This window comes from Burkholderia sp. HI2714, assembly GCF_002223085.1.
Classification (GTDB): Bacteria; Pseudomonadota; Gammaproteobacteria; order Burkholderiales; family Burkholderiaceae; genus Burkholderia; species Burkholderia lata_D.
This window is the reverse complement of record NZ_NKFM01000071.1, coordinates 74,091-100,468: the sequence shown is the minus strand read 5'-3', so window position 1 is coordinate 100,468 and position 26,378 is coordinate 74,091. Positions and strand designations below refer to the sequence as shown.

The following is a 26,378-nucleotide window of genomic DNA, read 5'->3' as shown; positions in this document are numbered from 1 at the left end:
CCCGCCTCCACGCGCTTGAGCGCATCCATGATCTGGCTGTCCGTGAATCTCGACTTCTTCATTCTGTAGAACTCCCTCAACGAGAAAATTCTACTTCTGATCCCGCCGGTTCTGCGGGGGGATTACCCCCAATGAATCCGCCCACCGGCATGTCCTCGCCCGCGCCAGAAACACAGGGCGCCGCAACGATGACCGCACCGCTTTTCGATCGCCGCGGTGGGAGCTGTCAATCCCCTAGAGAGGGCCGCGCTCGCGAAACTCGTAGACCAAAGGAAAGTTGTCACCGTTTGCGAAGGAAAGATGTCACTTCGTCGGTCGTCGTTGAGCGAACGATGCGAAATCCACACCGGCATCGGCATGTTCCGACGCGATGCGATTCGCATTCTCGCGGACGATTCCAACGATCTGACGCCGAGTATGCGACAGCTGCTAACGGATCTGTGGTCTGACTTCCTGCGTATCGATGAGCGCGTCATCGCACTTTCCAGTCAGATCGAAGCCTCCGCCAAGCACGATGACGTTGTACAGCGCCTCACGACGATTCCGGGAATTGGCCCGCTTGGGGCAAGCGCTCTGTGCGCAGCCGTTGGAAACGGCAAGCAGTTCCGCAGCGGACGTGACTTGGCTGCGTGGATCGGCCTCGTTCCGCGTCAGCATACGACCGGCGGCAAGCCAACGCTCTTGGGCATCAGCAAACGCGGCAACACGTACCTGCGCCGCCTACTTGTATTGGGCGCTCAGTCCTGTCTGATGCATCTGGATCGCTCAAGAGATCGGCTCGGGCGATGGATCGATACGCTCGAGAGCAGGATGCATCACAACAAGGTCGTGATAGCGCTGGCGAACAAACTTGCTCGCGTCGCGTGGGTTGTGCTCACGCGTCCGGGGGCCCTGTACGAAAAAATGGATCCTCGCTTTTAGAACCGAACCGACCTCAAGTTTGCAGGGACGTGGAATCGAGATGACGCAACAGTTGACTGGCGTGCTGTAAGCCTTGGTCAAAAAAGCGGGCTAGGTGTGAAGCGTCAAGAGGTTGTTTCTCGACGCGGGAAGTCTGGCCATCGGCGCAACGCCGCCGATGGCGCTATGGGCACGATGCCAGTTGTAGTGGTGCTGCCAACTCGCCAAGGCTTCGATGCGATGGGCCGAGCTCTGGTATGTCCATGCGTAGGCCCATTCGCGTAACGCTGACTGGATGAAGCGTTCGGCCTTGCCGTTGGTCTGCGGACGATACGCCCGCGTAAATTTGTGCCGGATACCCAGTTCCTGACAGGCTCGCGCAAACTCGTGTGAGCGAAACGCCGAACCGTTGTCGGTTAGCAAGCGATGCACACGCACGCCGAGTCCGGCGTACCAAGCCACTGCATCGCGCAGGAACTGCACGGCACTGCGTTTCGTCTCGTCTGGATGCATTGCCGTGTAGGCAATCCGGGCGTGATCGTCCACTGCGACGAACAGGTACTCCCAGCCAACGCCGTCCACTGTATCGCGCCGATTGCCGGTGACACGATGGCCAGGACGCGCGATACGGCCAAGCTTCTTGATGTCGATGTGCAGCAAATCGCCCGGCGCCTCGTGCTCGTAGCGCTGAACCGGTTCACGCGGTTGCAGGTCGCTCAACCGAGACAGTCCGGCACGCACCAGCACCCGACTGACGGTCGAGGCCGACACTCCCACCTGTCGAGCGATCTGACGTTGCAGCAAGCGCTGCTGGCGCAATTCCACGATCAGTAAGGCCGTCGACGGGGCGATGGCGCGTGGAGAGCGAGCCGGTCGAGAAGAAGCGTCAGCCAGCGCAACCGCACCGCCGGCTAGGTAGCGTCCAAGCCATTTGCGCACAGTCGGTGCTGTCACGCCGTGATCGGCCGCCGCTTGCGACACGCTCGAACCGGATTCGGTGATCTCCTGAACCATCTCAAGTCGACGTGCGAAAGTGAGTCGGGCATTCTTATGGGTGTTCATCCGGCTGGGTTCCTGGAAGGTTGGGTGTTTGGCGACTTCCAGTCTCCCAGACTCAGTCCGGATGAACCATCGATACAACCTATTGAAGCTTCACAGCTAGGAAGCCCGAGCCAACTTATTAGGAACGGTACGCGCAGATCTCATCATGGCCTGAACGCCAAAAGCGTTCGACTCGCGAGAGGCCGGATACATTTACGCAAACTGACATGCGTCGGATTGACAACGCTCGCCTTGCAAAGCCGGGGCGGACCATACATTTTTGACAGCACATCCTGCAGCATGGCCTTGTCCAGCGACAGATCGGCCACGAGCCGCTTGAGCTTCGCGTTCTCTTCCTCAAGCTGCTTCAGCCGGCGCAGCTCTGAGGGCGATAGCCCGCCGTACTTCGTCCGCCAGTTGTAAAACGTCGCGTCGCTGATCCCCATCTTGCGGCAGACCTCCGCGACAGGCGTGCCCAGCTCGGCCTGCTTCAACGCATATGCGATCTGCTCTTCGGTGAACTTGCTCTTCTTCACGGCATGACCTCCTGGTCTCGATGACAACGTCATGCCGGAATCTTCAACTTCCAAATGGGACAGTTTTGTGGGCTAGGGTCATTTAAACCAACTCCTGGAAAGCGGCAGGAGCATCCGCGGTTGCCCGATGTTTCGCCGCAAACTCTGACGGCGCAGGGTAGTTCAGTGCGCTGTGCGGCCTTTGCTCGTTGTAGTCCTGACGCCATGCCGCGATGACAGCCCGAGCGTGCGCGAGTGTCGTGAACCAGTGCTCGTTAAGGCATTCGTCGCGGAACTTGCCGTTGAACGATTCGATGTACGCATTCTGCGTTGGCTTGCCCGCCTGAATCAACTTCAGCGTGACGCCGTTCGCATACGCCCACTGGTCAAGCGCCCGGCTCGTAAATTCGGGGCCCTGGTATGTTCGCACCGCCTTGGGATACCTGACGGCGCAGGAAGCACATCGGGACATCAGTCATTACCTGATGCACCGGTACAACTGGATACGGCCGCATCAGTTCAATGACGGACTGGCACCGGCTGTCGCGGAAGAAAAACTTAACGCAGTGTCCGGAATGAGTTGACCACTACACTTCTCGACGCGACAGAAACATTGCGCCCTGACCTAGCGATACCCGCACACACTTGAACCACAGCCTCGTAGCCCCGACCCCGCCCGCGACCGGAATCCGCGGCAACAAAAACGGATCGTCGTTCGCACCGGCGCATCCGCGCCGGGTCGTCGTCGCGTTGCCGTAACCGGCAGCGATGACCTCATCGCGCACGCGCGCATCGAGATCGCCGTACGGATAGCAGAACGATTCGACGCATTGGCCGCTCAGCATTTCGAGTTGCCGCTTCGATTCGGTCAATTGAAATGCCGAGACAGGTGTCGGCACATACGACAGCGCAACGTGATCGAGCGTATGCGAGCCGATTTCATGGCCGTGATCGCGCCACGCGAGCATGTCCTCACAGGTCATCAGCGGTGAGCGCTTGGTCGGCGCGCCAGCATCCCAGTCGTTCGCGCCGCCGAACCGGCCGGCGACGAAGTAGCAGGTCGCGGTGAACCCGAGCGCGTCGAGCACGGGCATCGCATGCGTGAGCACGTTGCGAAAGCCGTCGTCGAACGAAATGCCGAAGACCTTGCCCTGCTGCTCTCCGCGCAGGTATGGCTGTAGTTCGCGCACGCTCAGGCCACGGTAGCCGAGCCGCTTGAACAGCGCCATCTGGCGGCGGAATGCGTCGGGCGCGACGCTCAGGCTGCGCAGCCGGTCGGTCGTCGGCGGTAGTTGGCGGATCTGGTGATACGTCAGGATCGGATAACGTGGGGTGAGCGCAAGCATCGGCGGATCGCAGGAAGGCGGGATTACGCAGCCTCGCGGAAAATCCGCATGGTCTTGAAGTCTCCGACCTCAGTAAAATCGGCAGTGGCGGCCCACCGCGCGGTGATCGGTGCGGCATTCCAGTAGGCCAGCGGCTCCTTGTGGTGCAGGTCCCGGTACTTATTCACTGCCATTTTGTAGATATCAATGAAGTCACCCAGCGGTAGGGGTTGTGCCGAATCGATTCGTGATAAACGGACAAGGTCGCGTCGACGAACGCGTCAAACGAGAATTCGCGCTTGCCTTTCAGCCGCGCGCTGCGCCCCATCGCACGGACGCAGCCGGGTTCCTGCACGATCGCGCGCAGGATCGCTTCGATCGCCGCGGGCTCGCGCGGCGGGACGACCCAGCCGTCCACGCCCGGTTCGACGTTCTCGGGCAGCCCGCCCACGCGCGTCACGATCGCGGGGCAGCCGAGCGACATCGCTTCGCGGCACGCATACGACAGGCTCTCGTGGTACGACAGCACGAACGACACGTCGATGATCGAGAACGGCGCCCGCACATCGTCGAGGCGCCCGGTGAACGCGGTGCGCGACGCCATGCCGTGCCGCGCGAGTTGCGCGCGCTGCTCGCCGGACGGCTCCGCGCCGACCAGCAGCACGCGAAACCGCTCGCGCTCGGCTTCGGGCAGGCGGCCGAGCGCGGCGATCAGGTCCATCCAGCCTTTTTCGGGCGCTGTGCCGGCGCTGCTGCCCAGCACGATCGCATCCGCGCCGGACGCGCCGAACAGCGCGATCTTGCGGCGGCGGATTTCGTCGGCCGCGAGTCGTTCGGCAGCGGGCCGGCGCACGCCGTGCTTGACGACCGTGACGTTGCCGTACGGCGAGCGCAGCGCGAGCATGCTGGCGACGTAGTCGCTGACCGCGATCGTGTGGTCGGTGGCCAGCCGGGCACGCAGCAGGTTGCCCAAGCTGTCGGCGCGATAGGTGTTGTGCTTGGTCAGCACGACCGCCGGCCGATACCGGCAGCCGAGCAGCGCCAGCATCACCTGCCGGTGATCGGCGGACCCGTTCACGTGGATCACGTCGAAGCGCTCGGCGGCGATCCGCTGGCGCAGCCTGAGAATCTCCCGGCACAGCCGGTTCCAGCGCGGCTTGAATTCCATGTCGAAGATCGCCACGTCGGGACTGTCCTTCAGCAGTCGCGACAGGCGGCTGCCTTCTGGCGACGCCACGGTCACGCGGTGATGGCGGCTCATCGCGACGGCGAGATCGCGGACATAGGTGTCCTGGCCGCCGCCGTAATCGCCGTGGAAGTTGGTGTACAGAATGTTCATCATGCGTAGCACCTATTCACCAGTGCACATTACAGGACCCAAGATTCAGACAATGAATGATTCACCATCAAACTTGTCAATAACGCCATTTGCGCGCTACCAATTCACCATGGGAACGACGCGAGACGTGACAGATACGTGAAGCGGGGCCGTCTCGGAGTCTGATACCCGTTACAAAAACTTTGCGTGTCCAAAAGCAAATGCTATTTGCGTTTGGACACCCCAGCTGCCGTGGCACAGAAATACCCTGCTACACATCAATGGTGGATACATGGATTCGCTTAAGGCACGTGGCCCGCCTCTACCATTCGGCTTACGGCGGGCCGCACCACACTTTTCAGCTCAGGGGTTGCGCGGATAAATGTCCGTAAGCTTGACATTCCATGTCGAATCGGTCGCCATCAATGCCTGGCTCAAACTTCCGTGCACCGGGGCCAACTGGAGATCGAAATTCGCCAGGCTGAACACGGGCGTCGCCGGAACGAGATCGGTTGCCCTCCCTGTCGTCGTGTCGAGCTTTACGGCAAGGATGCGCACCTTGTCGTCCGCGGCCGGTAACGGCATCAGTCGGGGTACGCGATCCGAGAGCGAGGATGTCGTGCCCACCGCAGTCCACTGCGGCGCCGCATCGGCAGGATCGTCGTTGAGCTGATACAGGAGATAGGTCAGCTCTCCGTTCAGCTCGATGGGAACACCCCAGTATTTATTCTTATCGTCAGCATAGAGATAGCCGAGAATCACCGGGTAGCCATCGAGCGTGGGCCAGTCGCCCGACAGCGGCACATTGAACGACTGCGATGCGCTGAATCCACTTATCTCGCGCAGGGGGCTGCTGCCTACCAGTGTGGCCGTACCATCCGTTCCGACATTGGAAAAAAGAAGATTATCGAGAGAAAGAATCCCGGCGTCACTGGAGACGCTCCCGGTAATCGCCCCTCCCCTGACGACTGCATTGATATCGCTGATATGCGGCTTGGACGCGATGGCGGCAATATATTTGCTTGTGAAATCGCGGTACTTCGGCGAAAAATCGATCGCCTGATACTGTGACTGTGTTGCGCCAGATATGAACGATCGAGACGGAAAGTAGACCGACAGGCCAGACGCGTTGCTGTAATTCGCACTGGTGTTGCTATATACCACCGCCTGACTGATCGCATTGGCCAGCGCAACGGAACCCTGAACCTTGTCCGCGATGTTCCGGGAGAATTGTTTCAGATCGACCAGATCGAGGGACGGGTTACTGTCGGTGCCGCTACCATTGCCGCCAAAGCCCAGTGAGGTCGCCCGCATCCAGGCGACCCGGGCCCAACTGTCATCCGAACCGGAAATCGCCGAGAGCACGGTTCCCGTCCATGATTCGAGGGTAGTCTGAACGTTAGCGATCTTGCTCAGATCGATCAACGAGAGCGTACTGAATTCCCGCTCGCCGTCCTGTTTCTCGATGTACGAATCGGCAACCGACTTCCCAAACGTACGTGCGTCTTGCGTCGCGGAGGCCACGACAGTAGTCCAGTTCCAGCCGCTGCCGGGTTCGAGTTCCTGCGACGCCAAGAGATAGTCGGCATATGGGCTCAGCGCGCTCGCGACTTCAACCGTCGCCATCAGGCATGCGTCGAAGCCGATCAGATCAAAGCGAATATTCGCCGCTTTCTCGCCGTCCGCAATCGCCTTCGACAAATTCGGCAATGTCATCTGCGACTTGTTGAAATTCTCATCGCCACCATATCCCGTCCAGCCGCCCCCGTGATCCCACAACAGCAGCTTGTAATTGCCGGCCGGGTACTTGCTTTTCGTCCATGCAATGAAGTCGGACAGGGTTGACGGCGCCCCCATATCGACCTTGCCCAGATCCGCGACCTGCTGAAGCTTACCGTTGGCAATGACATGGCGCTTTACATTGATCCAGTTCGGCACGAGGCGGGTGGGGTCGTTGACGACATTCGCACCACCGGTTTCGATCACGATATTGGCATTGGGCGGCAGGGTTGCCTTCAACATCTCTTCGAGGTTCTTCGTAGCATTTCGACCCGCCTCGTCGTTTCCACCACCACTCTCAAGATCGGAGCCGAGCATATAAACCATCACGGTGGTAGCGGCTTGCGGCTGGGGCTTGGGTTGGGGCGACGCTGTATCGTCGCCACCGCACGATGCCAGAAACACGACAAGCGAGAATGCCGTCACTTTCATTGATAACGATTTCACGATATCTACTCCATTTTTTAACAATGAATTCGAACTCCAAATTGGAGAACGACATTTTTATTCAGTGATATTTTGCCGCGCGACCGGTTCATTATTAATAAACTGGACACGTGTTCAGATAGCTCGGTCAATATTCGTAATGATCGAGCCAATCCCGGAAATATTTCGCCTGCGAATGCGTTCGGCAAATGCGAACGATCGATGTCCCCGCCTGTTACTGGACGACCTGAATCGGTACGGCGATATCCTGGTTGCGCATCGACGCCGCGGCCGCACGCGGACTCGTATTGATCATCACGTAGCCGAGCACGCCCGGTGTCGCGTTCGGCCGCACCGTGACGGTGACACGTCCATTGCCGCTGTTGACGCTGCCTTTCTCGACCGACGCCACCAGCCAGTCAGGCAAATTGGTGACTTGCCAAGCCAGCCTGATCGGCGTGGAGTAATCGCCCGCGGAAATCTGCAGCTCCGTGGATTCCCCCGCCTTCAGGCGTATCGCGTTATTACGTCCGGCAGGGACTGGTCGGGTCGTGCCGTCGTCGTTCAGAACCTTTACACCGAATGCCGGAGTGGAATAGCTGACGGTGTAAGGCTTGGCCAGCTTGTAGTCGTACAGATAAGTTCTCGATATCAGGTCATTGTCGGCCCTCAGACCGAAGTTGCCTTCGAATTTCGAAACCTTGATCTGCACGCTCTCTTCGACGGCGGGATCTCCCTCGGGCACGCTGAACAATACCCAGGCAACCGTCCCGGCCGTGCCGACGGTAGTGGGATCGGTTTTCCAGATATCACTGGCCGATGTCGCATGGGAAGAAATAAATTCCGCGATGCCATGTTCGGAAGACGAAATCAGATTTTGTGCAGAATAAGTATACGAAGTCGCAATTTCGCCGCTTACCGACGCAGTTATACCCTTGTCTCCAAAAGAAAGAGATCCGCCCATTTTTTGCGTCACCGTGGTGTTTCTCTCGACGGTTTTGGGCATGTAATTATCGACATTCCCCGGGATCACCACACCGCCCCTGATGACCGACAAGGAAAATGCCATATCATGGAGGTTGTTGTAATAACCGCAGTAGTCGCCCTTTACGCACGCATCCTTGCGCGTCGGATGCGTCTTATTGATGCGTGGTTGCGGCGTCGTTTCCCAGTTCGCCTTCACGAGGTAATAGTCGTTCTGCGTGCTTGAATTCAGGCGATACAACGAAAACTGGAGTTTCGCGCTGCCGGCTTTTTGGTCGGACTGCCACCAATTGTCTGTGTACGACTCTAGGCTGACTTCCTGCGAGCTGTTGCCGAGCAGGGTCCATGCGGAAGGGTCGGGATTGGCATTGCCGGCGATGCCCGCCGGAGAGTCCACCGTCGCGCGCACCATAGCCGACTGCACTGCGGATTTTGTCAGACGCTGCCGCGCCTGGCTCGCCCGAACCGGGTCCAGGCAGCGATCGATGCCGTTCCCGTCCGTGGTGCCGTCCTGTATCTGGCACTCTACCGGCGCGCCGTCGACGGCGGATTTCGCCAGGATGAAGCCCGACGACTGCTCGCTCTTCGTGGCGACAGGGATCGATGAAGCTACCGGTACCGTGCTGATGATGCCATCTGTGCCGCTTGGCTCCATTGCGGCGACGCCGCTATCGACCTTGAAGACCGGCATATCGTCGGTCGGTCCCCAGATGTCGACATCGCCGTCGGCCACGATTGCATAGCCGGCATCGTAATGCGCAGCTATTGAGCATTTGTCGACATTCCCTGGCTGTACCCTGTATACCGGATATCCGTCGACGCTCGGAACGTGAGCGGTACTGCTGCAGGTCGGGAATGCTGAAGCCTGCACATTCGGAGAAGCATCCCCGCCGCAGCCGGCCAATGCCGCACTGGTCAACAGCCCCACACCTAAAACCCGCGTACAGAGGATCGTTGACCTCTCATTTTTCATTGTCGAAATTCTCTCCATTTTTCGATGCGCTATTCGCATAGCTTCCCCGTCGGTGATTGGCCGCTCGCCGACTCGCCATCGACTTGCGACGCAAGCGGCGTATGCAGTATCGATTCGGTTGCGGGATGTGGAGTAGTCGCCACATCGTTGGAGCGGACGATACCGCGGAGGAATATGCAAGTGGGGGTCAGGCCTTTGAAAGACTGTCGCTAAGGTTTGCCGGGCTCGATAAAATCTTCGTCCGAGAACAGGGCTGGCGACGGGATGCCGAGATCCAGGGCGAACTGGGGTCGCACTCGGTGCTCCAAGGAGCCGACCATCAACTGCGAGCTCAAGTTAGCGGCGGATGTTGCCGTTAACCCGGAAGAAGAGAAATCTCGCCCGTAAACAGTCCGGCGCTCCGGGTAGATAAAGCCATCGGACTCTCTCGCCAATCGATTGCGAAATTTACATGCCACAAGCAATTGAACGATCACGCTCCAGTGACATTTCCGGAATGCGGATCCTGATCATTGACGATAATCCTGACGATCGACTGCTGCTGGCGGAGTACTTCGGCGGCATCGGTTGCCGCATTTTTGTCGCATGCGACGGCCAGGACGGCTTTCGCAAGGCGCTGGCCATTATTCCCGACCTGATCCTGATGGATGTAGGCATGCCGGTATGCGACGGCCTGACTACCACACGCCTTTTACGATCTGTTCCAGATACGCGCGCGATCCCGATTTGCTTCCTGACGGCGGCCGGCCAACCCGCCGAGCGCGTACAAGGGCTACGGTTAGGTGCCATCGACTACGTGTCCAAACCCTTCGATCTGAAGGAGGTTCACCTGCGCCTCAGCATCCATGCGCGTGCAGGTCGTTACGCATGCGGCAAAAACACTGCCGCGTGTCCGGGCGATACGCTGGATACGCGCTTGTTTCGAGATGCCCGCTACCATCTACTTGCCCGTCTTCACGAGGCATCTCCCGTTCCGTCTCTCGCGCGTACGTTGAGCACGAATACTTTGCGGTTGAACCTGGTCTTCAAACGATGCACCGGCATGACGGTCTCGCAGTTCCTGTTCGAAGCGCGCATGCAATATGCGACAAGCCTGCTTACACAAACGACTATCGACATCCAGACGATCGCCGAGGCAGTGGGATATGGAACCCGGCAGAATTTCTCGACGGCGTACCGAAAACGATTCGGCGCTTCCCCAAACGAGTCACGGATAAAGCAATTCGATGTATGACGCAGTGCAATACTTTGCGAATCGGTCTGTTTTGTTTGGTGCCGGATATTATTTTCGCCCGCCGCCGACGGCTGCTGGCTTCCGAGATATCCTCCCTGCGGTACATTGCTCCGCCGACGCGATGGTGACATTGCGGCACAACGAATGATCATTATTATCGGCAACACAATATGCATCCGTCCGATCTCTCCGCACGCAGCACATCGAGCAGCTGATTTATGACCCGCGTCCTTGTTGTCGATGACCACCTCGACGATCGTAGCCTGCTCGCCGAATTCCTCCGACAACAGGACTTTCGCGTATTCATGGCGAGCGACGGCCTAGACGGGGTGAACAAGGCACGTGCCGTCCGGCCGGACCTGATTCTGATGGACATCAAGATGCCGGGTTGCGACGGGCTCACTGCGTGCCGCAGACTGAAAGCGGATCCGACCACTTCAGACGTACCGTTGATTTTCCTGACCGCATCAAGCCAACCCGAGGAACGCGTTGCCGGCCTCGAGGCCGGTGCGATCGACTACATCACCAAGCCGTTCCATTTCGACGAGGTAAAGCTGCGCGTTGCCATGCACTTGAGATTGAATGGCATTGCGACCGAATCGGAACCGACAGCAGGCGTCCAGCCGCTTAATCAGGATGCTACGAATATCGACCTCGCGCTCTTCCGTCAAGTTAAGGCCATCGTGCTCGCCAACTTCGCCGACGAACCCGACGTCGAAGCACTTGCCGCTCGGACCGGTACTTCACCACGTCGGCTATCGCAAGCGCTCAAACGTTGCATCGGGCTCACAATATTCGACTACATTCGAGAAGAACGACTCAACGAGTCGAGGCGTCTGCTGCTCGAGAGCAACAGCGACATCGTGACCATCGCGCGTAGAGTCGGCTATACGAACGGTGCGAACTTCGCGACCGCGTTCAAGACACGTTTTGGCGTCTCCCCGAGTATGCTTCGCCGCGCGGGCAGCCACGCGAATGAAGCGCTGACCAATCCATGATCGGCCGACGCACGCATGCGGGGAGCCAGCTGGCACTGGCGTGGTTGCTGATGTTTTTCGCATTGACCGCGTTTTCGGCTGACCTTCGATGGCCGCAGGCAATCGACGTCGCATCAGGTCCCGGGTACCGATCGCTGGCGAACGACGTCATGCTGTTCGACGATCGCACGGCAAACCTCGCAGCTGACGCCGTCTTGCACAGCGACGGCTGGCAGCGTGCGACCGCGCGCACGCTATCACGAGGTTTCACGTCGTCGACCATCTGGATTGCAGGCACACTCGCAAATCAAGGCGCGCAAACTACCACGCGATGGATCTCGGTCGATCCAGTACGTCTCGAAGACGTCGCTTTCTACGTGGTCGATCAAGATGGTAATGCGGCCAAGGTGCGCTACCGTTCCGGAATTGGAGCGCCGATCGCGAACCGGCCGCTCGAAACCGTCAGTACCGCGTTTCCGGTCACGCTGACACCTGGCCAGCAAATGCGGTATCTGATCCGCGTGCGAAGCCGTTCATCGTTGACGCTGACCTTGCATCTCTGGCACCCGAGGAACTTCCACGTGGAAGCCCAGCGCAGCATCACCGCGCATATGCTGCTGACAGGCGCCATGCTCGCGATGGCCGTCTTCTCGGCAGTGCTCGCAGCTGTGTGGCGCGACCGTGTCTTCGTGATACTGACGGCAACCGTGGTGTCCGAAGTCATCTACGAATTAGCCTTCGAAGGCTATCTTTACGCGCTGCTTCTTCATCAGGGTGGCGACTGGCTCGTGCGCCTGCCGAGCATCGCGGGCAACATCAGTGTCGCTCTGTTCTCGGCGCTGCTGTATTCGTTCATTGGACTCGATAAATTCGGTGCATGGCGCTGGTCTTACAAGATCATGATTGCGGCGCTTGTCGCCGCCGCCGCCTGGACCGCGTTCGGGGACTATCGCACAAGCGCAGCGGTCGCCATCCAGGGCACACTCCTCTGCAATCTGGTGTGGATAGCATCCGTGGCTCATGCGTACCGGCGCAAGGTGGCGAACGCGCGCCTTATTCTGATAGCGTTTCTTCCCGACTGTGCGACGCTCTTCATTCGCCTCGGTGTGCTATCCGGATTCATTTCCACCAGTTTTAGCGCAGGCACCGCACAGATCTGGGACAGTATCGGCGTGCTGGTTTTGCTATCGATGATCGTCGGCGGCAGGTCGCGTCAGTTACTGCTTGAGCAACGACAAGTGCAGCGGCTGCTTTGGGCTGAACGCGAGGCCACTCAGGAGCGACTCGAGAATGCGGTCGCTACACGTACCCGCGAGCTTCGTAGCGCACTTGAGCAGGCCGACGGTGCGATACGGGCAAAGAGCGACTTCCTCGCCCGAATCAGCCACGACCTCAGGACGCCGCTCACATCGATTATCGGCTTCGCCGATCTCATCCAAGCGGATGGTCGCGAGGATGCGGAACGCGGTCGAGTCATCCGCCGCAGCGCCAACCACATGCTCGGTATGGTCAACGACCTGATCGACTATGCTAGGGGGCGCGAAGCGGACACGCTGTCACCCCAACCTGTATACACCTACGCTCTACTGGACGCCGTCTCACAGCATGGCGATGCACTCGCGAATCGCAGCGCTAACGAGTTTTCTCTAAACGTCGTCGGAGATCTACCGCCAGTCATCGAACTTGATGAACAGCGTATGCACCAGGTGCTTGGCAACCTTCTGGACAATGCAGCCAAGTTCACGAACCACGGCAGTATCCGGTTGACCGTCAGCGCGGATCCTGTCGACAGCACGCAGCGGCGCTGGAATCTGCGCTTCTCCATATCCGACAGCGGGTGTGGCATTGCTGTCGTCGATCACGAGCGCGTTTTCGAGCCGTTCGTGCGCGTAGGGGAACACAACCATCGGCCAGGTATCGGCCTGGGGCTTTCTATTGTCAAGCTATGGACCGACCGGATGGGGGCGACCTTGACATTCGACAGTACCCCAGGAATCGGAACGAAGGTTGTCATCGCGCTTACGGTCGATGAGGTGGACGAAGCGGGAGTCGACAGTCTGCGCATGCATGAATCGGCCGATGCGCTCCCGCTCATAGACGGAGGTGGAAAACTCGTCCTTTTGGCCGAAGATACAGCCGAGATCCGAGAGTTGTTGCGCGGAGATTTGCTCAGCCTCGGGTTCGAGGTTGAAGCCTACGATAATGGCGCGTCAGCGGTCCGGAGACTGATCGCGAAGGATTGCCCGATTCCGGCACTCATCCTAACCGATCGACTCATGCCAGAGGCATCCGGGCATGACGTGTTGGCCGCTGCACGAAGCTGCCATCCACATGTCCCAGTCGTTCTCGTTTCCGCTGTGCCGTTCAGCCAGGCAGCACGGCCGGATGCGAGTGAATGTTTCGACGCTCAGCTTCTCAAGCCAATCAGTCTTGCCGATTTGCGTAACGCAATCGCTACGCTGCTGAAGATACAACGTGAACATCGATCGGCGCAGCCGGCATCGCAAGATCCACCGTGTCTCGAACCACCCGCCGCGGTATTGCTCGACGAAGCACGCGTGCTGATCGAACTGGGCGCGATATCCGATTTGCTTGACTGGGCGGAAAAGATTGCTCAGGCGGCACCGCGGCATGCACCCTTTGCAGCTAAAGTCAGTCAATTGGCAAGAAGAGGTGAGTTGCGGGAACTCCAGTCAATGCTTGACTTTCCCTGAAGCGCCAATGCACCAACGTCAATCTGACGCGCTGGTACAAAAGAGTGGTTAGGTTCGAATGTAAGCGATCGATAAACGACACACCTCGGTCATCAAACGTGTAAGAACGCTCTGATACCCGGCTACGCAGTGCCATGCGCTCGGCATCAACGCGTCGGGCTCGCCCTCGGTGTGCATACAGACAAGACCGCGACACGTCGAATACCGCGCAGATCAGCTCGACCGATTCGCTTGCGCCAATCTGATCAATTACTTCGTACGTTCGATGCCTTCCGACATCAAGAGCGCGGTAGCCATTTTTTCAAATGGCCTTCTCACGCTCGAGGCGTTCGATACGCGCCTCGAGTTCCTGTATACGCTGTTGATCCGGCGTGATTGCCTTGCCCAGCGGCGTGACGCCCTGGCGCTCCATCTGAAGCTGCTTCACCCGGCGGCGCAGCACCGTCTCGCCGACGCCGACCGAGCGGCTTGCTTCCATATGACTATAACCCTGATCGAGCACCAGACAGGCGGGTTGCTGTTTGAACTCCGGGGAAAACGTACGTCGTTGCTTGCTCATCTGACACCTCTTCATGGCGACCACTCTTGCCTAAATCAGTGTCCGGATTCATTAGACCACTACACTATTGTTCGGCCAGCTGCTTGAGCTCTTCGCCTTTGGCGAAGAAATCTTGCTGTCCGGGAAGCGGCGCCGGCGGCCGGCGCACTGCGCGCGGCCGCGGATGGCCGGACCCTTCAGCGTCCGTGCGATCGCCTGCAGCTGCGCCCACACACGGTCCGCCTCGTCGGCCGACATGGTGTCGGCCGCGACTTCGAGTGCACTGACGAGCGATTCCAGTTGCGCGGGCGCCGAGGCCAGCATCGCACGCACTTCCGTGCGTGCCTGGCCTTCCCGGTAGACCGAGAGCCAGCTCGCGAGTGCTTCGCGTTCGTCGGGAGTTAGTACGGCGAGCAGCTCATGCGGTGCAGGCTCGTCGGCGCGAAACGTGCCGAGCACGTGTTCGCGCCGACGTCCCCTTGCACGCGGTTGCTTGGGAGGCTCGACGCGCAGCACCTTGATGAGGTTTCCCTGTTCTCGAATGAGCATCGACTCGTCTCAGATTTCACACGATCACACCGAAGCATAGCGCAACCGCGTGTCGCGAACGACCGCGACACGCGGCACAAGCTTGTCCAGTCTTGCGGCCAGGGCCGCAAAAAATGGCGCTCGCCGCGCGGCGAGCCGGTGCTGTCTAAACTTTGCGCATGCCGCCAGTCCCCTAAGCTCGTCGCCCCAAACGCGACCGTAGCCCATCGTCGTTCGCATTCAAGGGTGCGCTTCGCCGGCCGCGGCACCCGTTCGGTGCTCGCCCTTCGGGCTGCGCTCCGCATGCGGCTTTGCGACCGCCCTTGAACACGCCCGCCGGCAGGCTCCTCTAGTCGTGGGACGACGAACTCAGGGGACTGGCGGCAGCGGGTCTGCCGAAGTCAAGCCGTCACCGGCCCGAACCCCTACGAGGGGAGCGCCGAATCTTGGGGCCCGGGCGGCCAGCAATGCAAACCACTCTCGAACGGAGGTCACGATGAAATCGACTCGGCTTAATAATTAAATAGTAATCCTTAGATGTTCAGCGTAATTACCGACGAATTCCTGATTGACTCGCATCGAAGCTGAATCTTAAACGGAGAGAACCATGAAACTCGCAACAAAGTTTGGCAGCAACGCCCCGATCCGTCGCTCGAACACGCCGCTCGCCGATGAGCAGATTCGTGAGGTCGCGCCGTCGATCTTCGCCGCCGACAAGCACGACTCGCGGTCGGACCGCTACACGTACATCCCGACCATTGAGCTCCTCACGAAGCTGCGCGCTGAAGGGTTCCAGCCCTTCATGGTTTGCCAGACCCGCGTGCGCGTAGACGCGAAGCGCGAGCATACGAAGCACATGCTCCGGCTCCGTCACGCGTCGCAGGTCGCGTCGCCGGAAACCCCGGAAATCATCCTCCTCAACAGCCACGATGGGTCGAGCAGCTACCAGATGCTGGCCGGCTACTTCCGATTCGTCTGCCAGAACGGTCTCGTATTCGGCGACACGACGCACGACATCCGCGTGCCGCACAAGGGCGACGTCGTCGACCACGTCGTCGACGGCGCGCACGAGGTGCTCGACGGGTTCGACCTGATCCGTGAATGCAAGAGCGAGATGGAAGCCGTGCAGCTCGATGAAGGGGAGCAACAGGTGTTTGCGCGGTCGGTGCTGGCGCTCCGGTACGACGTGACCGAAGCGCCCGCGCCGATCACCGAGGATCAGCTGCTTCGCGCGCGTCGTACCGAAGACAACCGCCCCGACCTCTGGACCACGTTCCAGCGCGTGCAGGAGAACGTGATCAAGGGCGGACTGCGTGGTCGCTCGGCCACTGGCCGCCGGATGTCGACACGCGGTGTGGCCGGCATCGATCAGGATCTCCGCCTGAATCGCGCCATGTGGGTGCTCGCAGAAGAGATGCGCAAGCTGAAGGCCTAACTCTAACGCGCCGGCGGCCGCCGCCGGCGCCCTCGCCTCACGTTGTCCGGTACACCATCATTCGAGGTTCAACATGATCCATCAGATTGCAGATCGCCGTACCCAAATTTCCGAGTCCGCCCGCGCGCGGGGCAGCCGGGATTCCGCCACCGCGCCCGCGGTGCTGGCCGACGTGCTGACGCTTGTCGAGACCGCGCAGTTGGTGCAGACCGTGTTGCGTGAAGGCTTCCCCGCGACGTCGTTCGCGGTGCGCGTCGCGAAGAACGAACACGGCACGCAGCTGACAATCGACTGGACCGACGGCCCCCGAGACGTGCAGGTTGCGCGCCTTGTGATGCCGCTGCAGGCCACGCGTTTGGCCGACGGCGGCAGGGTTGAGCGGGTCGAACACTTCATGTTGACGTCCAGCGGGCGGCAGACGGTTCGTCTCGCTGCAGATCGGATCGCGCTCTCGCGACAGTTCAGCGATCGCGCGGTTGAGCGTGCACTCGCGCGGCTCGCGTCGCGCTACGGCGATCGGCTGGCGCCGGATGTGCGCGCCTCGATGACGGTCGATGGATATCGCGCAGGCAACCTGCAGCTGCTCGAGGTGATCGGCGTGCATCGGGCGGGCAGCGTTCGCTCGGGATCTAACGTGCAGATGGATATCGCCGCAATGCTTGCCGAGACGTCCGACGTGCATGGCTTTCCCCGTTCGGCCACGGCCGCGCGTCTGTTTGTACGGCGCGATGTCCACTGACCAGAATCCACGAGGAGCGAAACATGACAGCGATCGCAACTGCCGCAATTGAAGCCGCCCGCGCGTATGGCCTTCAGCTGCGCACCGTGCCGGATTGGAACGACGAGGATGGAGCCGAGTGGGCTCGAGCGGCCAGGGCCGGCCGCGAACAGCTTCTGACGGCCTTGGCCGCCTTGAGCGACGCAGATGCATTGCGCGTCATTCGGGGGAACCTTGGTGTCGAGCCTGACGGCGAGACCCTGTTCGAGCTCGTGGCGGTTCACGAGGTGCAGGCGTGGCGGGAGCGTCCCGACAGTTCCCGATGAGCTGCCGATCGTCGCGCACATGGTGATGATGGATGGTGCGCGATCTCACATTTTGCGGGCAGCCAGCCGTCGTGGTTCGGCTGCCCCGAGCACGACCAGGACGCCCCAATGAATCAGCTTTTCCTGAAGATGCCTAATCTGCATCGCGTCATCGACCGAGCGCACGCCGATCTGATTGCGCGCGGCGCGGCGATCGCCGCTGAATGTGGTCTAGCGCCTTGCGGGCCAGCGGGCTGGTCCAACGGCCTGCGCGACGCCGATCGTATCGCTCTGGTCGTATACCGGCCGAGGCACGGCGGCGGAGAACGGTATGGCGTAACACGTTTCTTTGACGGCCAGTACGCGTCGGCCGACTGCGTGCTGCCCGAGCATGCCACGCGTGCCCTTTTGGCCGCTACGCGTGCAGAATTCGAGCGTATCTGTGCGGCCGACGCCACGCGACGTGCGGACATTCGACTCGACGCGAGCGTCGGAGATCCCGACGGTGCATCGATCGAGCTGCTCGCGAGCGACGTCGACGTGCAGCGTCGAGATGTGCGCCTCGAGGCGCAGCAACTGGCGCTGTTCTGACGCTGCCGTACCTCAACCTGCTCGGCCGTCGTACGGGCAAGTTTGCGCGGCGGCCGCTCTCGCGGCCGCGCTGACGGAATCGCGATCGCGCCGCGCGATCGGAGATCGCCGCGTCGCTCATGACCGGGACGCCGCACCGTCGGTCCGCTACGTCCTGCAGGTCCATCCCCTTCCGTCGGCATTCCACAGCCGTCGACCTTTCAACCCGGAGCCCACGTTCGCCCGCCGTGTCCTGGCGGACGGACCGCTGCGCCGTGCGCGACGAATGTCGCACGGCGCCCCGCTCCTGCAAGGGGCTTTCGCGGCATATCCTCGCGCGCTTCGCGCACTCCGGTATTCCACGGTCCCCTTGCCCGCCATTCCCCTGCGGGCGCTCGCCAGCTCCGGGTAGCACGGTTTGCGAGCCAGATCGTTCTGGCTGTGCTCCGGCTGCCCCTATCTCAACTCTGAGGAGCTGACCGTGAGCTATTTGTACAACGGCGACTGCCTGGTCGCCATGCCCAAACTCGCCCCCGAATCCGTCGACTGCATCGTGACGGACCCGCCTTACCTCGTGAATTTCCGCGATCGCAGCGGCCGCTCGATCGCGAACGACGTCAACGGCGACTGGCTGGCGCCGGCGTTCGCCGAAATGTTCCGCGTCCTGAAACGCGATGCCGTGTGCATTTCGTTCTACGGCTGGAACAAGGTTGACCTGTTTTTCGACGCCTGGAAGGCCGCCGGCTTTCGCGTGGCCGGCCACTTCGTCTTCACGAAGTCCTACGCGTCCAAGGCCGGCCTGGTGAAGTACCAGCACGAATCGGCCTACCTGCTCGCCAAGGGGCGGCCCGCGGCGCCGGCGGCGCCGATCGCCGACGTCATGCCGTTTCCGTACAGCGGCAATCGCCACCATCCGACCGAAAAGCCGGTCGCCGCGCTGCGCACACTCATTTCCGCTTTTACGCAGCCCGGCGACGTCGTACTGGATCCGTTCGCCGGCTCCGGCTCGACGTGCGTTGCCGCCCGCGAGCTCGGGCGCCGGTATATCGGCATCGAACTGGACGCGACCTACTTTGCGGCCGCCAAGGCGCGCCTGACGGCGCCCGTCGCCGGCACCGCTTTGGCCGCGGCCTAAGACCCGAACAGAGGATATTCATCATGCGACTGATCGTTTCAGCCTATTCCGGTCTCGAGCAGCTCGACCATCCCCGCACGAACGAAAACGGCGACCCTGTCGACGTGTTTTGCGTCCGCCTCGACGCCGCGGTGCGGTTCCCGCACCGCGCCAGCGACCTGGACATGGCGCGAATCTATCGGTACCGGAATTCGTTCGAATTCAGCGCCGGCACCTACGTCATGCACGACATCTTCCGCGAGCGCCTGGCCGAGATCGCCGATTACCCGGCGATCTCGATCGGCGCCGCGCGAATCTGCCATACGAACGGCGCCATCGCGGCAAAGGACGGCCCGTTCAAGGAACTGATCGATTTCTCGATCACATCGGGAACGATCGGCACTCGGACTTCCGCAAAGCTGGCCGACGATTTCAGCCGGTTCCTTGGAGCAATCGACGCCGATTGCGATCACCTGTTCGCCGAGCTGTACCGAAATTGGTATTTCGCCTTCTGCCTGGCCGAGAACTGCGGCGCAGTGCAGCTCTCTTGACCACACGAGCGCCGGCCGCGCGCCGCGGCCGGCACACCTGGAGAACAGCATGCCCCGATATTTGATTGATGCAATTTTGGCCGCGATCGCGGCAAACGCCTTCGGTCCCGAGATCTCGGACGTATGGGATTCCGACACGGAAATCGAAGTCCTGCCGGCGTCGTTGCGTTACGCGATGCTGGAAGCGTTCCAGGCCGGCCAGTGCGCGCGGCGATAAATCCACCCGCCGGCCGCGGCTTTGCCCGGGGGCCGGCCTTTCCAGAGACACCCATGAACAAAGGCGAATTCGAAATGTTGCTGTTTGCGATCGCGCGTATCCATCTGAACATCGACACGCTCGAAACGCGTTACAGCGACCGGCTGGATTTCCACGATTGTGCCGTCTGGTGTATCCGTGCCGCATTGACCGCGGCGTACGACGCTGGCGTTATTGAAGGGCGTCGAAACGCTTCGAAGTGACGCGCGGCCGCCGGCGCGCGCCTGGCGCCGGCCGCGTTCGTCGCTCGACCATGTTCCACCGCCGGCCTGGCCCCGCAGGCCCGGCCGGCGACTGGAACACGGAAGGCTGTTTCCGTACCGCGAAATGTTCCACTGATACGGGGCGGCCCACCCCGCCCGCATCGAGCGGCCGGCGCGGGCGGGGACTGCTCGCCCCAGCCGGCCGCGGTGGATCTTCACCGTTCCCAATATCCAGCCGGCGCGCGGCACCTTGCGCGCCCGGCTGCGCCAGGCACGCAAGCCGCACGCACCCGCGCGCCAGAGAAACGGGCTGTCCGCTCCTGGGGCTCGGCCGCCACCGGCGTCCGGCCCCGGCGCTGGCCGCCCCGTCAGCCGCGCGGCGAGCCGCGCGGAGTTCGCGCTCGGGCCGCGCGTGCGGCCCGGCGCCGACGATGTCCGGGTCTCGGCAGCCGTCCCCGCGTTCCAGCCTCTCCCGTCGGCGCATCAGCTGCCATCGGGCCGCCTCATCCCGACGCATAGTGCGGCCCGCCGTCACCGCAAGGGTTCGCGTTGCCGCGCGCGGCGCCCGGTCGCCGGGCCTGACGGCCGCGGCGCTGCGGCCTTGCTCGCGCCCTTGCAGTGCCTGCGCGTCCGCACTCCCCATGCGTCGAGGCGGCTCCGAATGGCAGCTTTTTCCACCCCGACGTAAAGGAGGCTTTTATGAACGCAGTGACCACCGAGATCCCGGCCCTCGCCCACGATGCGGGCGTTCCCCCCGCACCCCCCGAGGCTCACCGAACGGCAGACGAGCTGCGCGACATTCCGCTTAAACGGCTCGTCGCGTCCCCCTACAACGTGCGGCGCGTGCCGCCCACCGGCATCAAGGAACTCGCCCTCAATATCTGGAAAGTCGGTCTGCTCCAGAACCTCATCGTCCATCCAATGAAGGTCGGCGCGCGGAAGGCGCAGACGTTCGGCGCGGCCGCTGGCGAACGCCGCCGCCTCGCGCTCATCTACCTGTTCGAACACGACTACATCCCCGCCGACCACCCGGTGCGCTGCCGGGTCGTGCCGGTCGAGGACGCCGTGCTGCTGTCGGCAACCGAGAACGAAATGCGCGAGCCGATGCACCCTGCCGACGCGTGCGACGCTTACCGGATTCTGGTCGAATCCGGTCGGTCGATCGAGGAGATCGCGGACCTGTACGGCGTGCATCCGAAAACCGTGCAGCGCCGCCTCAAGCTCGCGCGCGTGTCTCCGAAGCTGGTCGACCTGTTCCGCACCGGCGAGATCAAGCTCGATCAAATGCAGGCGCTCGCGCTGTCGGACAGTCACGACGAGCAAGAGGCCGCGTGGTTCGACGCCGAGCCGTACAACCGCGACGCGCACGCGATCCGCCGCCGCTTCGTGCGCGACGAACAGTCGTTCGTGAGCAACCGCGTCGCGAAATTCGTCGGCGTCGAGGCGTTCGAAGCGGCTGGCGGTGCCGTGCGACGCGACCTGTTCTCCGCAGCCGAGGATGCGTGGTATCGCGATCATGCGCTGATGCTGCGCCTCGCGACCGAGCAACTGGAAGCACTCGGCGCGTCGGTGCTGGCCGAAGGCTGGGCATGGGTGAAAGCCATGCCGGAACGGGACCATGCCACGCGGTCGCAATTTCGCCCGGTGCTGCCGCGTCGGACGGAACCCACCGATGAGGTGGCGAAAGAACTGGCGGCGATCGATCAGCGGCTGGCCGAGATCGCGGCACAGTGGGAAGCCGACGACATGGACGACGAAGCCGCCGAGCGGCTGGAACTGGAAGAAGGCGCATTGAGCCTGCGTCAGGACGAGATCGAGGGATCATTGCTCGTCTACCATCCCGACGACATGGCGCAGGCTGGCGCGCTTCTCTCGCTCGATGCGAACGGCGAGCCCGTGATCGAGCGCGGACTCGTTGCGCGTGAGCCGGTTGCAGCCGCGACGACCGAAAGTGACGAGAATGGTGACGACGATGACGACGACTCGTCAGAAGATAAGCCGGCGCGCGTCGCCGCGCCGAATGAGAAGCCCGCGAAGGGCCCGCACTCCGAACGGCTGACGCTGCGCCTGAACGCGCATCGCACGGCGGCCGTTGCCGCCGCGCTTGCGCAGCAGCCGCACGTCGCGCTCGCCGCGCTCGTGCACCGGCTGCTGGCGGGGGAGTACGGCCACAGTACCGAGGGGAGCGCGCTGGACGTGACGTTCCGCGACCACTCCCACAACCTGACGAAGCATGCGCCGGAACTGGACGACGACCTTGCGTTCACCATGCGCCGAGAGCAACGCCGGGTTTGGGGAGGCGTAATCCCGAACGACAGCGACGCGCTGCTGCGCTGGCTGATCGAGCAGACCGACGAGCGCCTGCTGCTGATCCTCGCGCAGTACGTCGCGGCGAGCGTGGACAGCGTGCGCCCGGATGAGCGGCCGCACGCGATCAACGCGCTGATCCCGGCGCTCGGGCTGAATCTCGCGGATGCGTGGCAACCGACGAAGGCGGGCTACTTCGACCACGTTTCGAAGGATCGGATCGTGGACGTCGTGAGCGCGGCCGTGTCGCCTTCCGATGCGATGCGCGTGGCGAAGCTCAAGAAGGGGGACGCGGCGACGGAGGCCGAACGGCTGATCGCGGGGCGCGGTTGGTTGCCCGAGCATTTCGTCACGGCCGAAGCCGTGCGGATGAAGCTGTGGGACGTTCCGGCGAAGGCGTCGGATGCCGAGGCGAGCGCCGATGAAGCGGAGGGCGCCGCCCCTGCTCTGGCCGTGTCGGCCGACGACGTGCGCGACGATGCCGCTGTAGCGGAAGGCGAAGGCATGCCGCCGCGAGATTGACCGGATCGACGCCAGCGGGTGCGTTACGCCCGCTGGCGCAGCGTGCCGGCCGAAGTCCGTCGGGGGGCGGACGCCGTGATGATGATCCACTCCCGAAAGTTCTCACTTTCCGATTCTCTGCCGCTCCCGTAAAGGATCACCTTTCCGATGCCGCGCATGCGCTCGTCGCTGTGGCGCATGCACTGGTGGCACTTTCCTGACTCGCTGCCGGGGCGTCTCCCTCCGCTTCGCTCCGGGCCGGGCTTTCGCGCTGCGCGTCGAGCCCCGCTGCGCGTGTCTCGCCCCTGACGGGCTTCAATCCCTGACGTCTACGCGCCGTGCCGGCGCTGCGCGCGTCGCTTGCTTGTGGAATACGCGCCCGCTGCGCGCGGGCGGACAGCAGGTCTAGCGGCCGGCTACGCCGGCCGAGGGGGCGCGCGGCTGGCTGCCCCGCGCCGTGTGCGCGATCCGGTCGTGGAAACCGCGTGGCTGCGCTCCATCCTTTTGCGCCGGGTTAAGCGCGTGGATCTGCCATTGGGAGCCGCCCCTTTTCGACGCATAGCGCGGGCGGGCACGGGCGCAAGGGTAAAGGCTGCGCTTCGCTCCGCCCACGTCCTCACCCGTTCGGTGCTCGGCTACGCCTGCGCTCCGCATGCGGCCTCCGGGCGCGCCCTTGCACCCGTGCCCGCCCGCGCTAAACCCGCGTCGAGGCGGCTCCCAATGGCAGATCCACAACCCGACACAAAAGGACGAAATCGTGAGCACAACCACCCCCGACCGAATCACGCACACACGCGCGGGCGTTCCCCCCGCACCCCCCGAGGCTCACCGCCAGGCAGGCATTCGACACACGAAAAATCGCCTGCGTGCCACGGCCGCGCATTGGTTCGAATGCCCGTTCGACGCGCCGATTCGTGTCCTGCACCGCTGGACCCGTCCCGATGACGATGCGCGCGCCGTGCGACTCGAAACGAACGTAGCCGGTCGCGTGCAACGCATCACCCTGTTCCGCCTGACGTCCGGCGCTTGGTCGCCGGTTTGGCAATAACCCGGAGATTCACGATGAGCTACGAGACTGACGAACTGATGATCGACGGTATTACCGAAGGTTTCTTCGCAATTGCGTGTTCTGAACGTGCTGCGTCCTCCATCGCGGTACATCATGGCGACGATGGCGAACTGGCATTTACGCTGCCCACGATCGACTGGACTGCGTGGCAAATCAATGTCGCGATCATGATCTACGAAAAGGCGTACGCGCGCGGCGAGCGCTACGGCGCCGCGAGCGCTCAACGCGTCGTTCGTGAAGCGCTCGGCATCTTCCATTGACCCACTTGCCGGCGCGCAGAAGCTGGCGCGCCGATCGGAGCGAGCTGTGAAAAATGATCGCCCTCCCATCGACAGTTTCGATTTTGCCCTCGAAGCGCGCATACCGCTTGCGCTGCACGGCATCGCCGCGATTGCCGGAAACCAGTGGAACGCGGAGCAGCACTTGATCGACGCCGTTATCTGCGCCCGAGAGAGCGGTGTGCGCGCGTGCCGCGAAGGGTCCGACATGTCGCTGATGCTGGCGGACGAGCCCACTCTGCTTCCGTATTGGGATGGCGGCTTCGAAGCCGAGGAACGCGGTCGGGTCGTCTGGTTTGGAGAATGGCTCAGCGACATGGACGGATTGAACGAAACGCGCCCGAGCGTGAGCCTGACCCGGCACGGCTATGTCCCCGCCCTCGAAGTGTCTCATCGTGGCGGCGATTGCGAGCCGAACACCGGCCATCCGCGCGAGACGCTTCAGGAGGCGATCGGTGCCGCCAAGGAAATGGAGTCGCGCTGGCACTTCGACGAATGTATCGACTAACCTGCGTGCGCCGTGTACACGGCGCACTCCACGGAGCGAAACCGATGAACAGCACAACAGTTTTGCATATCGAGCAGATCGAGCGCGCGATCAACATTTGGCGCGCACGCCAACCGAGCGTAGACGGTGATCCAATCCTGTGCCGCGAAGCGCGGATTCTTGCCGAACCCTACGCGCTGATGATCGTGAAACGAGCGACGCAGATCGACGCGGCGCACTTGTCGGACACGCAACGCGCCGCGTTCGACGGCGCGTTTTCGCAATAACGCGTCATCGACGCGACCCGCATTCGATTTAGCCGGAGTTCGCGAAGGAGAATGACATGCAGGCACAGTGGGCGATCACCTACAAGACAGAGACAGGATTCGACGTCGAGATCATCGACGCAAGCAGCTTCGAAGAGGCTTGGAGCCGTGCGGAATCGCTTTTTGGGTCGCAGCTTGTAGAAGTCGAGCGCGTCGCGTGAAAACCGTACCCCCTTCGACGGGCGCATTTCGTGTCGCCGGGGCGTTCAGCCGGCACCCAGAATGCACCTTGAAATCGTGTATCCTATGGGATACTATATAGGATATGAGAATCGAGCAGACAGACGACTTCGCGAAATGGTTGCGCGGCCTACGCGATCACATCGCGCGCGCGCAGATCGCCAAGCGGATTCAACGGCTCGCGCGCGGCCAGTATGGGGACGTGAAGCCGGTGGGTGCCGGAGTGAGCGAAATGCGCGTGCACGTCGGCCCCGGCTATCGCGTCTACTTTGTCCAACGAGGCTCAACGCTCGTCGTCCTGCTATGCGGTGGCGACAAGTCAACGCAGCAGCGCGACATTGAGCGTGCTATCGCGCTTTCGGCGCAATTGGGAGATTGACATGGGTATCAAGACAACGCCGTTCGATGCGGCCGAATACCTCGACACGCCCGAGGCGCAGGCCGAATATCTGCGGATTTCGTTCGAGACCGGCGATTCCGCCGACATTCAGGAAGCCATCGGCACCGTGGCGCGTGCGCGTGGCATGACGCAGATTGCGCGCGACGCGGGCGTCGGCCGCGAAAGCCTCTACAAAGCGCTGGACGAGCACGGCAACCCGGAATTCGCGACGATCCTGCGTGTTGTGCGCGCGCTCGGCCTCACGTTGACCGTGACGACGCCCGTACACGAGCACGCCTGAGCCGGGATTTTCGCGGCGTCGCGGGCTGGCGGGCGCTCGCCGCTACGCCGCGACCACCCGCCAGCCCGCGACCAATGCGTTAGCCAGTTTGCGCGCTGCGCAAACGAATCGGGGCAATCCCGCTCCGCGCACACTTCGTGCGGCGC

At 62.0% G+C, this 26,378-nt stretch carries 27 protein-coding genes and 4 pseudogenes; 21 read left to right on the top strand and 10 right to left on the bottom strand.

Annotated elements, in window-relative coordinates:
• Positions 1-216 precede the first annotated feature (216 nt).
• Entirely contained in the window at positions 217-921 is a 705-nt protein-coding gene (locus CFB82_RS39585) for an IS110 family transposase (protein ID WP_175810128.1), read from the top strand.
• A gap of 90 nt (positions 922-1,011) precedes the next feature.
• Here CFB82_RS39585 and CFB82_RS39580 read toward each other — a convergent pair whose 3' ends face one another.
• The 3 genes and pseudogenes from CFB82_RS39580 to CFB82_RS39570 form a co-directional block, all read right to left on the bottom strand.
• Positions 1,012-1,962 carry an IS481-like element ISBcen26 family transposase gene (locus CFB82_RS39580; RefSeq protein WP_089487672.1) on the bottom strand — a complete coding sequence of 317 codons (951 nt, stop codon included), beginning with the start codon at positions 1,960-1,962 and terminating at the stop codon, positions 1,012-1,014.
• A gap of 257 nt (positions 1,963-2,219) precedes the next feature.
• A pseudogene (locus CFB82_RS39575) lies at positions 2,220-2,477 on the bottom strand (transposase); the annotation flags it as partial.
• Positions 2,478-2,559: 82 nt separating this feature from the next.
• Positions 2,560-2,898, bottom strand: a pseudogene (locus CFB82_RS39570) (integrase core domain-containing protein); the annotation flags it as partial.
• Between CFB82_RS39570 and CFB82_RS42745 the strand changes: the two are divergent.
• Positions 2,891-3,040 (top strand): annotated as a pseudogene (locus CFB82_RS42745) (IS3 family transposase); the annotation flags it as partial. The pseudogenes CFB82_RS39570 and CFB82_RS42745 sit on opposite strands and share 8 nt — an antisense overlap.
• 3 nt (positions 3,041-3,043) lie before the next feature.
• Here the strand turns inward: CFB82_RS42745 and CFB82_RS39565 are convergent.
• From CFB82_RS39565 to CFB82_RS39550, 5 genes are all read right to left on the bottom strand, one after another.
• Positions 3,044-3,802, bottom strand: coding sequence for a polysaccharide deacetylase family protein (locus CFB82_RS39565; RefSeq protein ID WP_089487671.1), 759 nt, complete (start codon positions 3,800-3,802; stop codon positions 3,044-3,046).
• A gap of 23 nt (positions 3,803-3,825) precedes the next feature.
• Complete coding sequence (locus CFB82_RS43595) at positions 3,826-3,975, bottom strand: hypothetical protein (RefSeq protein ID WP_175810067.1); 150 nt, start codon at positions 3,973-3,975, stop codon at positions 3,826-3,828.
• Positions 3,966-5,120 carry a glycosyltransferase gene (locus tag CFB82_RS39560; RefSeq protein ID WP_089487680.1) on the bottom strand — a complete coding sequence of 385 codons (1,155 nt, stop codon included), beginning with the start codon at positions 5,118-5,120 and terminating at the stop codon, positions 3,966-3,968. Before CFB82_RS39560 ends, CFB82_RS43595 begins: the two co-directional genes overlap by 10 nt.
• A gap of 342 nt (positions 5,121-5,462) precedes the next feature.
• Positions 5,463-7,325, bottom strand: coding sequence for a clostripain-related cysteine peptidase (locus CFB82_RS39555; protein WP_226136174.1), 1,863 nt, complete (start codon positions 7,323-7,325; stop codon positions 5,463-5,465).
• A 214-nt stretch (positions 7,326-7,539) separates the two neighbouring features.
• Positions 7,540-9,261: a hypothetical protein gene (locus tag CFB82_RS39550; RefSeq protein WP_143751045.1), complete on the bottom strand. Its 1,722-nt coding sequence runs from the start codon at positions 9,259-9,261 to the stop codon at positions 7,540-7,542.
• Between the two features lie 496 nt (positions 9,262-9,757).
• Here CFB82_RS39550 and CFB82_RS39545 point away from each other — a divergent pair, with 496 nt between their 5' ends.
• The 3 genes from CFB82_RS39545 to CFB82_RS39535 all read left to right on the top strand — a co-directional run bounded on the left by CFB82_RS39545 (position 9,758) and on the right by CFB82_RS39535 (position 14,186).
• Positions 9,758-10,495, top strand: coding sequence for a response regulator transcription factor (locus CFB82_RS39545; protein ID WP_089487668.1), 738 nt, complete (start codon positions 9,758-9,760; stop codon positions 10,493-10,495).
• A gap of 218 nt (positions 10,496-10,713) precedes the next feature.
• Positions 10,714-11,493 (top strand): response regulator transcription factor, encoded by a 780-nt coding sequence (locus CFB82_RS39540; protein ID WP_089487667.1) that lies wholly within the window; start codon positions 10,714-10,716, stop codon positions 11,491-11,493.
• Complete coding sequence (locus CFB82_RS39535) at positions 11,490-14,186, top strand: hybrid sensor histidine kinase/response regulator (protein WP_089487666.1); 2,697 nt, start codon at positions 11,490-11,492, stop codon at positions 14,184-14,186. Before CFB82_RS39540 ends, CFB82_RS39535 begins: the two co-directional genes overlap by 4 nt.
• A 109-nt stretch (positions 14,187-14,295) precedes the next feature.
• On the opposite strand, the pseudogene CFB82_RS44310 reads toward CFB82_RS39535, so the two are convergent.
• Together CFB82_RS44310 and CFB82_RS39525 are read right to left on the bottom strand one after the other, a co-directional pair.
• Positions 14,296-14,745: pseudogene (locus CFB82_RS44310) on the bottom strand (transposase); the annotation flags it as partial.
• A gap of 51 nt (positions 14,746-14,796) precedes the next feature.
• Positions 14,797-15,273 carry a hypothetical protein gene (locus CFB82_RS39525; RefSeq protein ID WP_226136165.1) on the bottom strand — a complete coding sequence of 159 codons (477 nt, stop codon included), beginning with the start codon at positions 15,271-15,273 and terminating at the stop codon, positions 14,797-14,799.
• A 586-nt stretch (positions 15,274-15,859) separates the two neighbouring features.
• Here CFB82_RS39525 and CFB82_RS39520 point away from each other — a divergent pair.
• The 16 genes from CFB82_RS39520 (at position 15,860) to CFB82_RS39450 (ending at position 26,232) form a co-directional block, all read left to right on the top strand.
• Positions 15,860-16,687, top strand: coding sequence for a DUF932 domain-containing protein (locus tag CFB82_RS39520; protein WP_089487664.1), 828 nt, complete (start codon positions 15,860-15,862; stop codon positions 16,685-16,687).
• A gap of 73 nt (positions 16,688-16,760) precedes the next feature.
• The gene (locus tag CFB82_RS39515; RefSeq protein ID WP_089487663.1) at positions 16,761-17,426 is read left to right on the top strand and encodes an LPD29 domain-containing protein; all 666 of its coding nucleotides are present in this window, start codon (positions 16,761-16,763) and stop codon (positions 17,424-17,426) included.
• A gap of 23 nt (positions 17,427-17,449) precedes the next feature.
• On the top strand, positions 17,450-17,731 hold the full coding sequence (locus CFB82_RS39510) for a hypothetical protein (RefSeq protein WP_089487662.1): 282 nt from the start codon (positions 17,450-17,452) through the stop codon (positions 17,729-17,731).
• 108 nt (positions 17,732-17,839) lie between these two features.
• Positions 17,840-18,301, top strand: a complete 462-nt coding sequence (locus tag CFB82_RS39505; protein WP_089487661.1) for a hypothetical protein — start codon at positions 17,840-17,842, stop codon at positions 18,299-18,301.
• Between the two features lie 460 nt (positions 18,302-18,761).
• Complete coding sequence (locus CFB82_RS39500) at positions 18,762-19,415, top strand: DNA methyltransferase (RefSeq protein WP_089487660.1); 654 nt, start codon at positions 18,762-18,764, stop codon at positions 19,413-19,415.
• A gap of 23 nt (positions 19,416-19,438) precedes the next feature.
• Complete coding sequence (locus CFB82_RS39495) at positions 19,439-19,945, top strand: hypothetical protein (protein ID WP_089487659.1); 507 nt, start codon at positions 19,439-19,441, stop codon at positions 19,943-19,945.
• A 49-nt stretch (positions 19,946-19,994) separates the two neighbouring features.
• Complete coding sequence (locus CFB82_RS43590; RefSeq protein WP_175810126.1) at positions 19,995-20,162, top strand: hypothetical protein; 168 nt, start codon at positions 19,995-19,997, stop codon at positions 20,160-20,162.
• Positions 20,163-20,215: 53 nt separating this feature from the next.
• Entirely contained in the window at positions 20,216-20,404 is a 189-nt protein-coding gene (locus CFB82_RS39490) for a DUF6900 domain-containing protein (RefSeq protein ID WP_006481578.1), read from the top strand.
• 699 nt (positions 20,405-21,103) lie between these two features.
• Positions 21,104-23,233 carry a ParB/RepB/Spo0J family partition protein gene (locus CFB82_RS39480; RefSeq protein WP_089487657.1) on the top strand — a complete coding sequence of 710 codons (2,130 nt, stop codon included), beginning with the start codon at positions 21,104-21,106 and terminating at the stop codon, positions 23,231-23,233.
• 736 nt (positions 23,234-23,969) lie between these two features.
• Positions 23,970-24,260, top strand: coding sequence for a hypothetical protein (locus tag CFB82_RS39475; RefSeq protein ID WP_227745824.1), 291 nt, complete (start codon positions 23,970-23,972; stop codon positions 24,258-24,260).
• Positions 24,261-24,274: 14 nt separating this feature from the next.
• The gene (locus CFB82_RS39470; protein ID WP_089487655.1) at positions 24,275-24,541 is read left to right on the top strand and encodes a hypothetical protein; all 267 of its coding nucleotides are present in this window, start codon (positions 24,275-24,277) and stop codon (positions 24,539-24,541) included.
• Between the two features lie 46 nt (positions 24,542-24,587).
• Entirely contained in the window at positions 24,588-25,067 is a 480-nt protein-coding gene (locus CFB82_RS39465; protein WP_244138048.1) for a hypothetical protein, read from the top strand.
• A complete protein-coding gene (locus CFB82_RS39460) occupies positions 25,055-25,333 on the top strand; it encodes a DUF3717 domain-containing protein (protein WP_373558927.1) in 279 nt (92 codons plus the stop codon). The genes CFB82_RS39465 and CFB82_RS39460 overlap by 13 nt, the downstream gene beginning before the upstream one ends.
• Before the next feature lie 56 nt (positions 25,334-25,389).
• A complete protein-coding gene (locus tag CFB82_RS43585) occupies positions 25,390-25,533 on the top strand; it encodes a hypothetical protein (RefSeq protein ID WP_176016870.1) in 144 nt (47 codons plus the stop codon).
• Between the two features lie 104 nt (positions 25,534-25,637).
• Positions 25,638-25,931, top strand: a complete 294-nt coding sequence (locus CFB82_RS39455) for a type II toxin-antitoxin system RelE/ParE family toxin (RefSeq protein WP_089487652.1) — start codon at positions 25,638-25,640, stop codon at positions 25,929-25,931.
• A 1-nt stretch (position 25,932) separates the two neighbouring features.
• The gene (locus CFB82_RS39450; protein ID WP_027811056.1) at positions 25,933-26,232 is read left to right on the top strand and encodes an addiction module antidote protein; all 300 of its coding nucleotides are present in this window, start codon (positions 25,933-25,935) and stop codon (positions 26,230-26,232) included.
• The last annotated feature ends 146 nt before the right edge of the window (positions 26,233-26,378 follow it).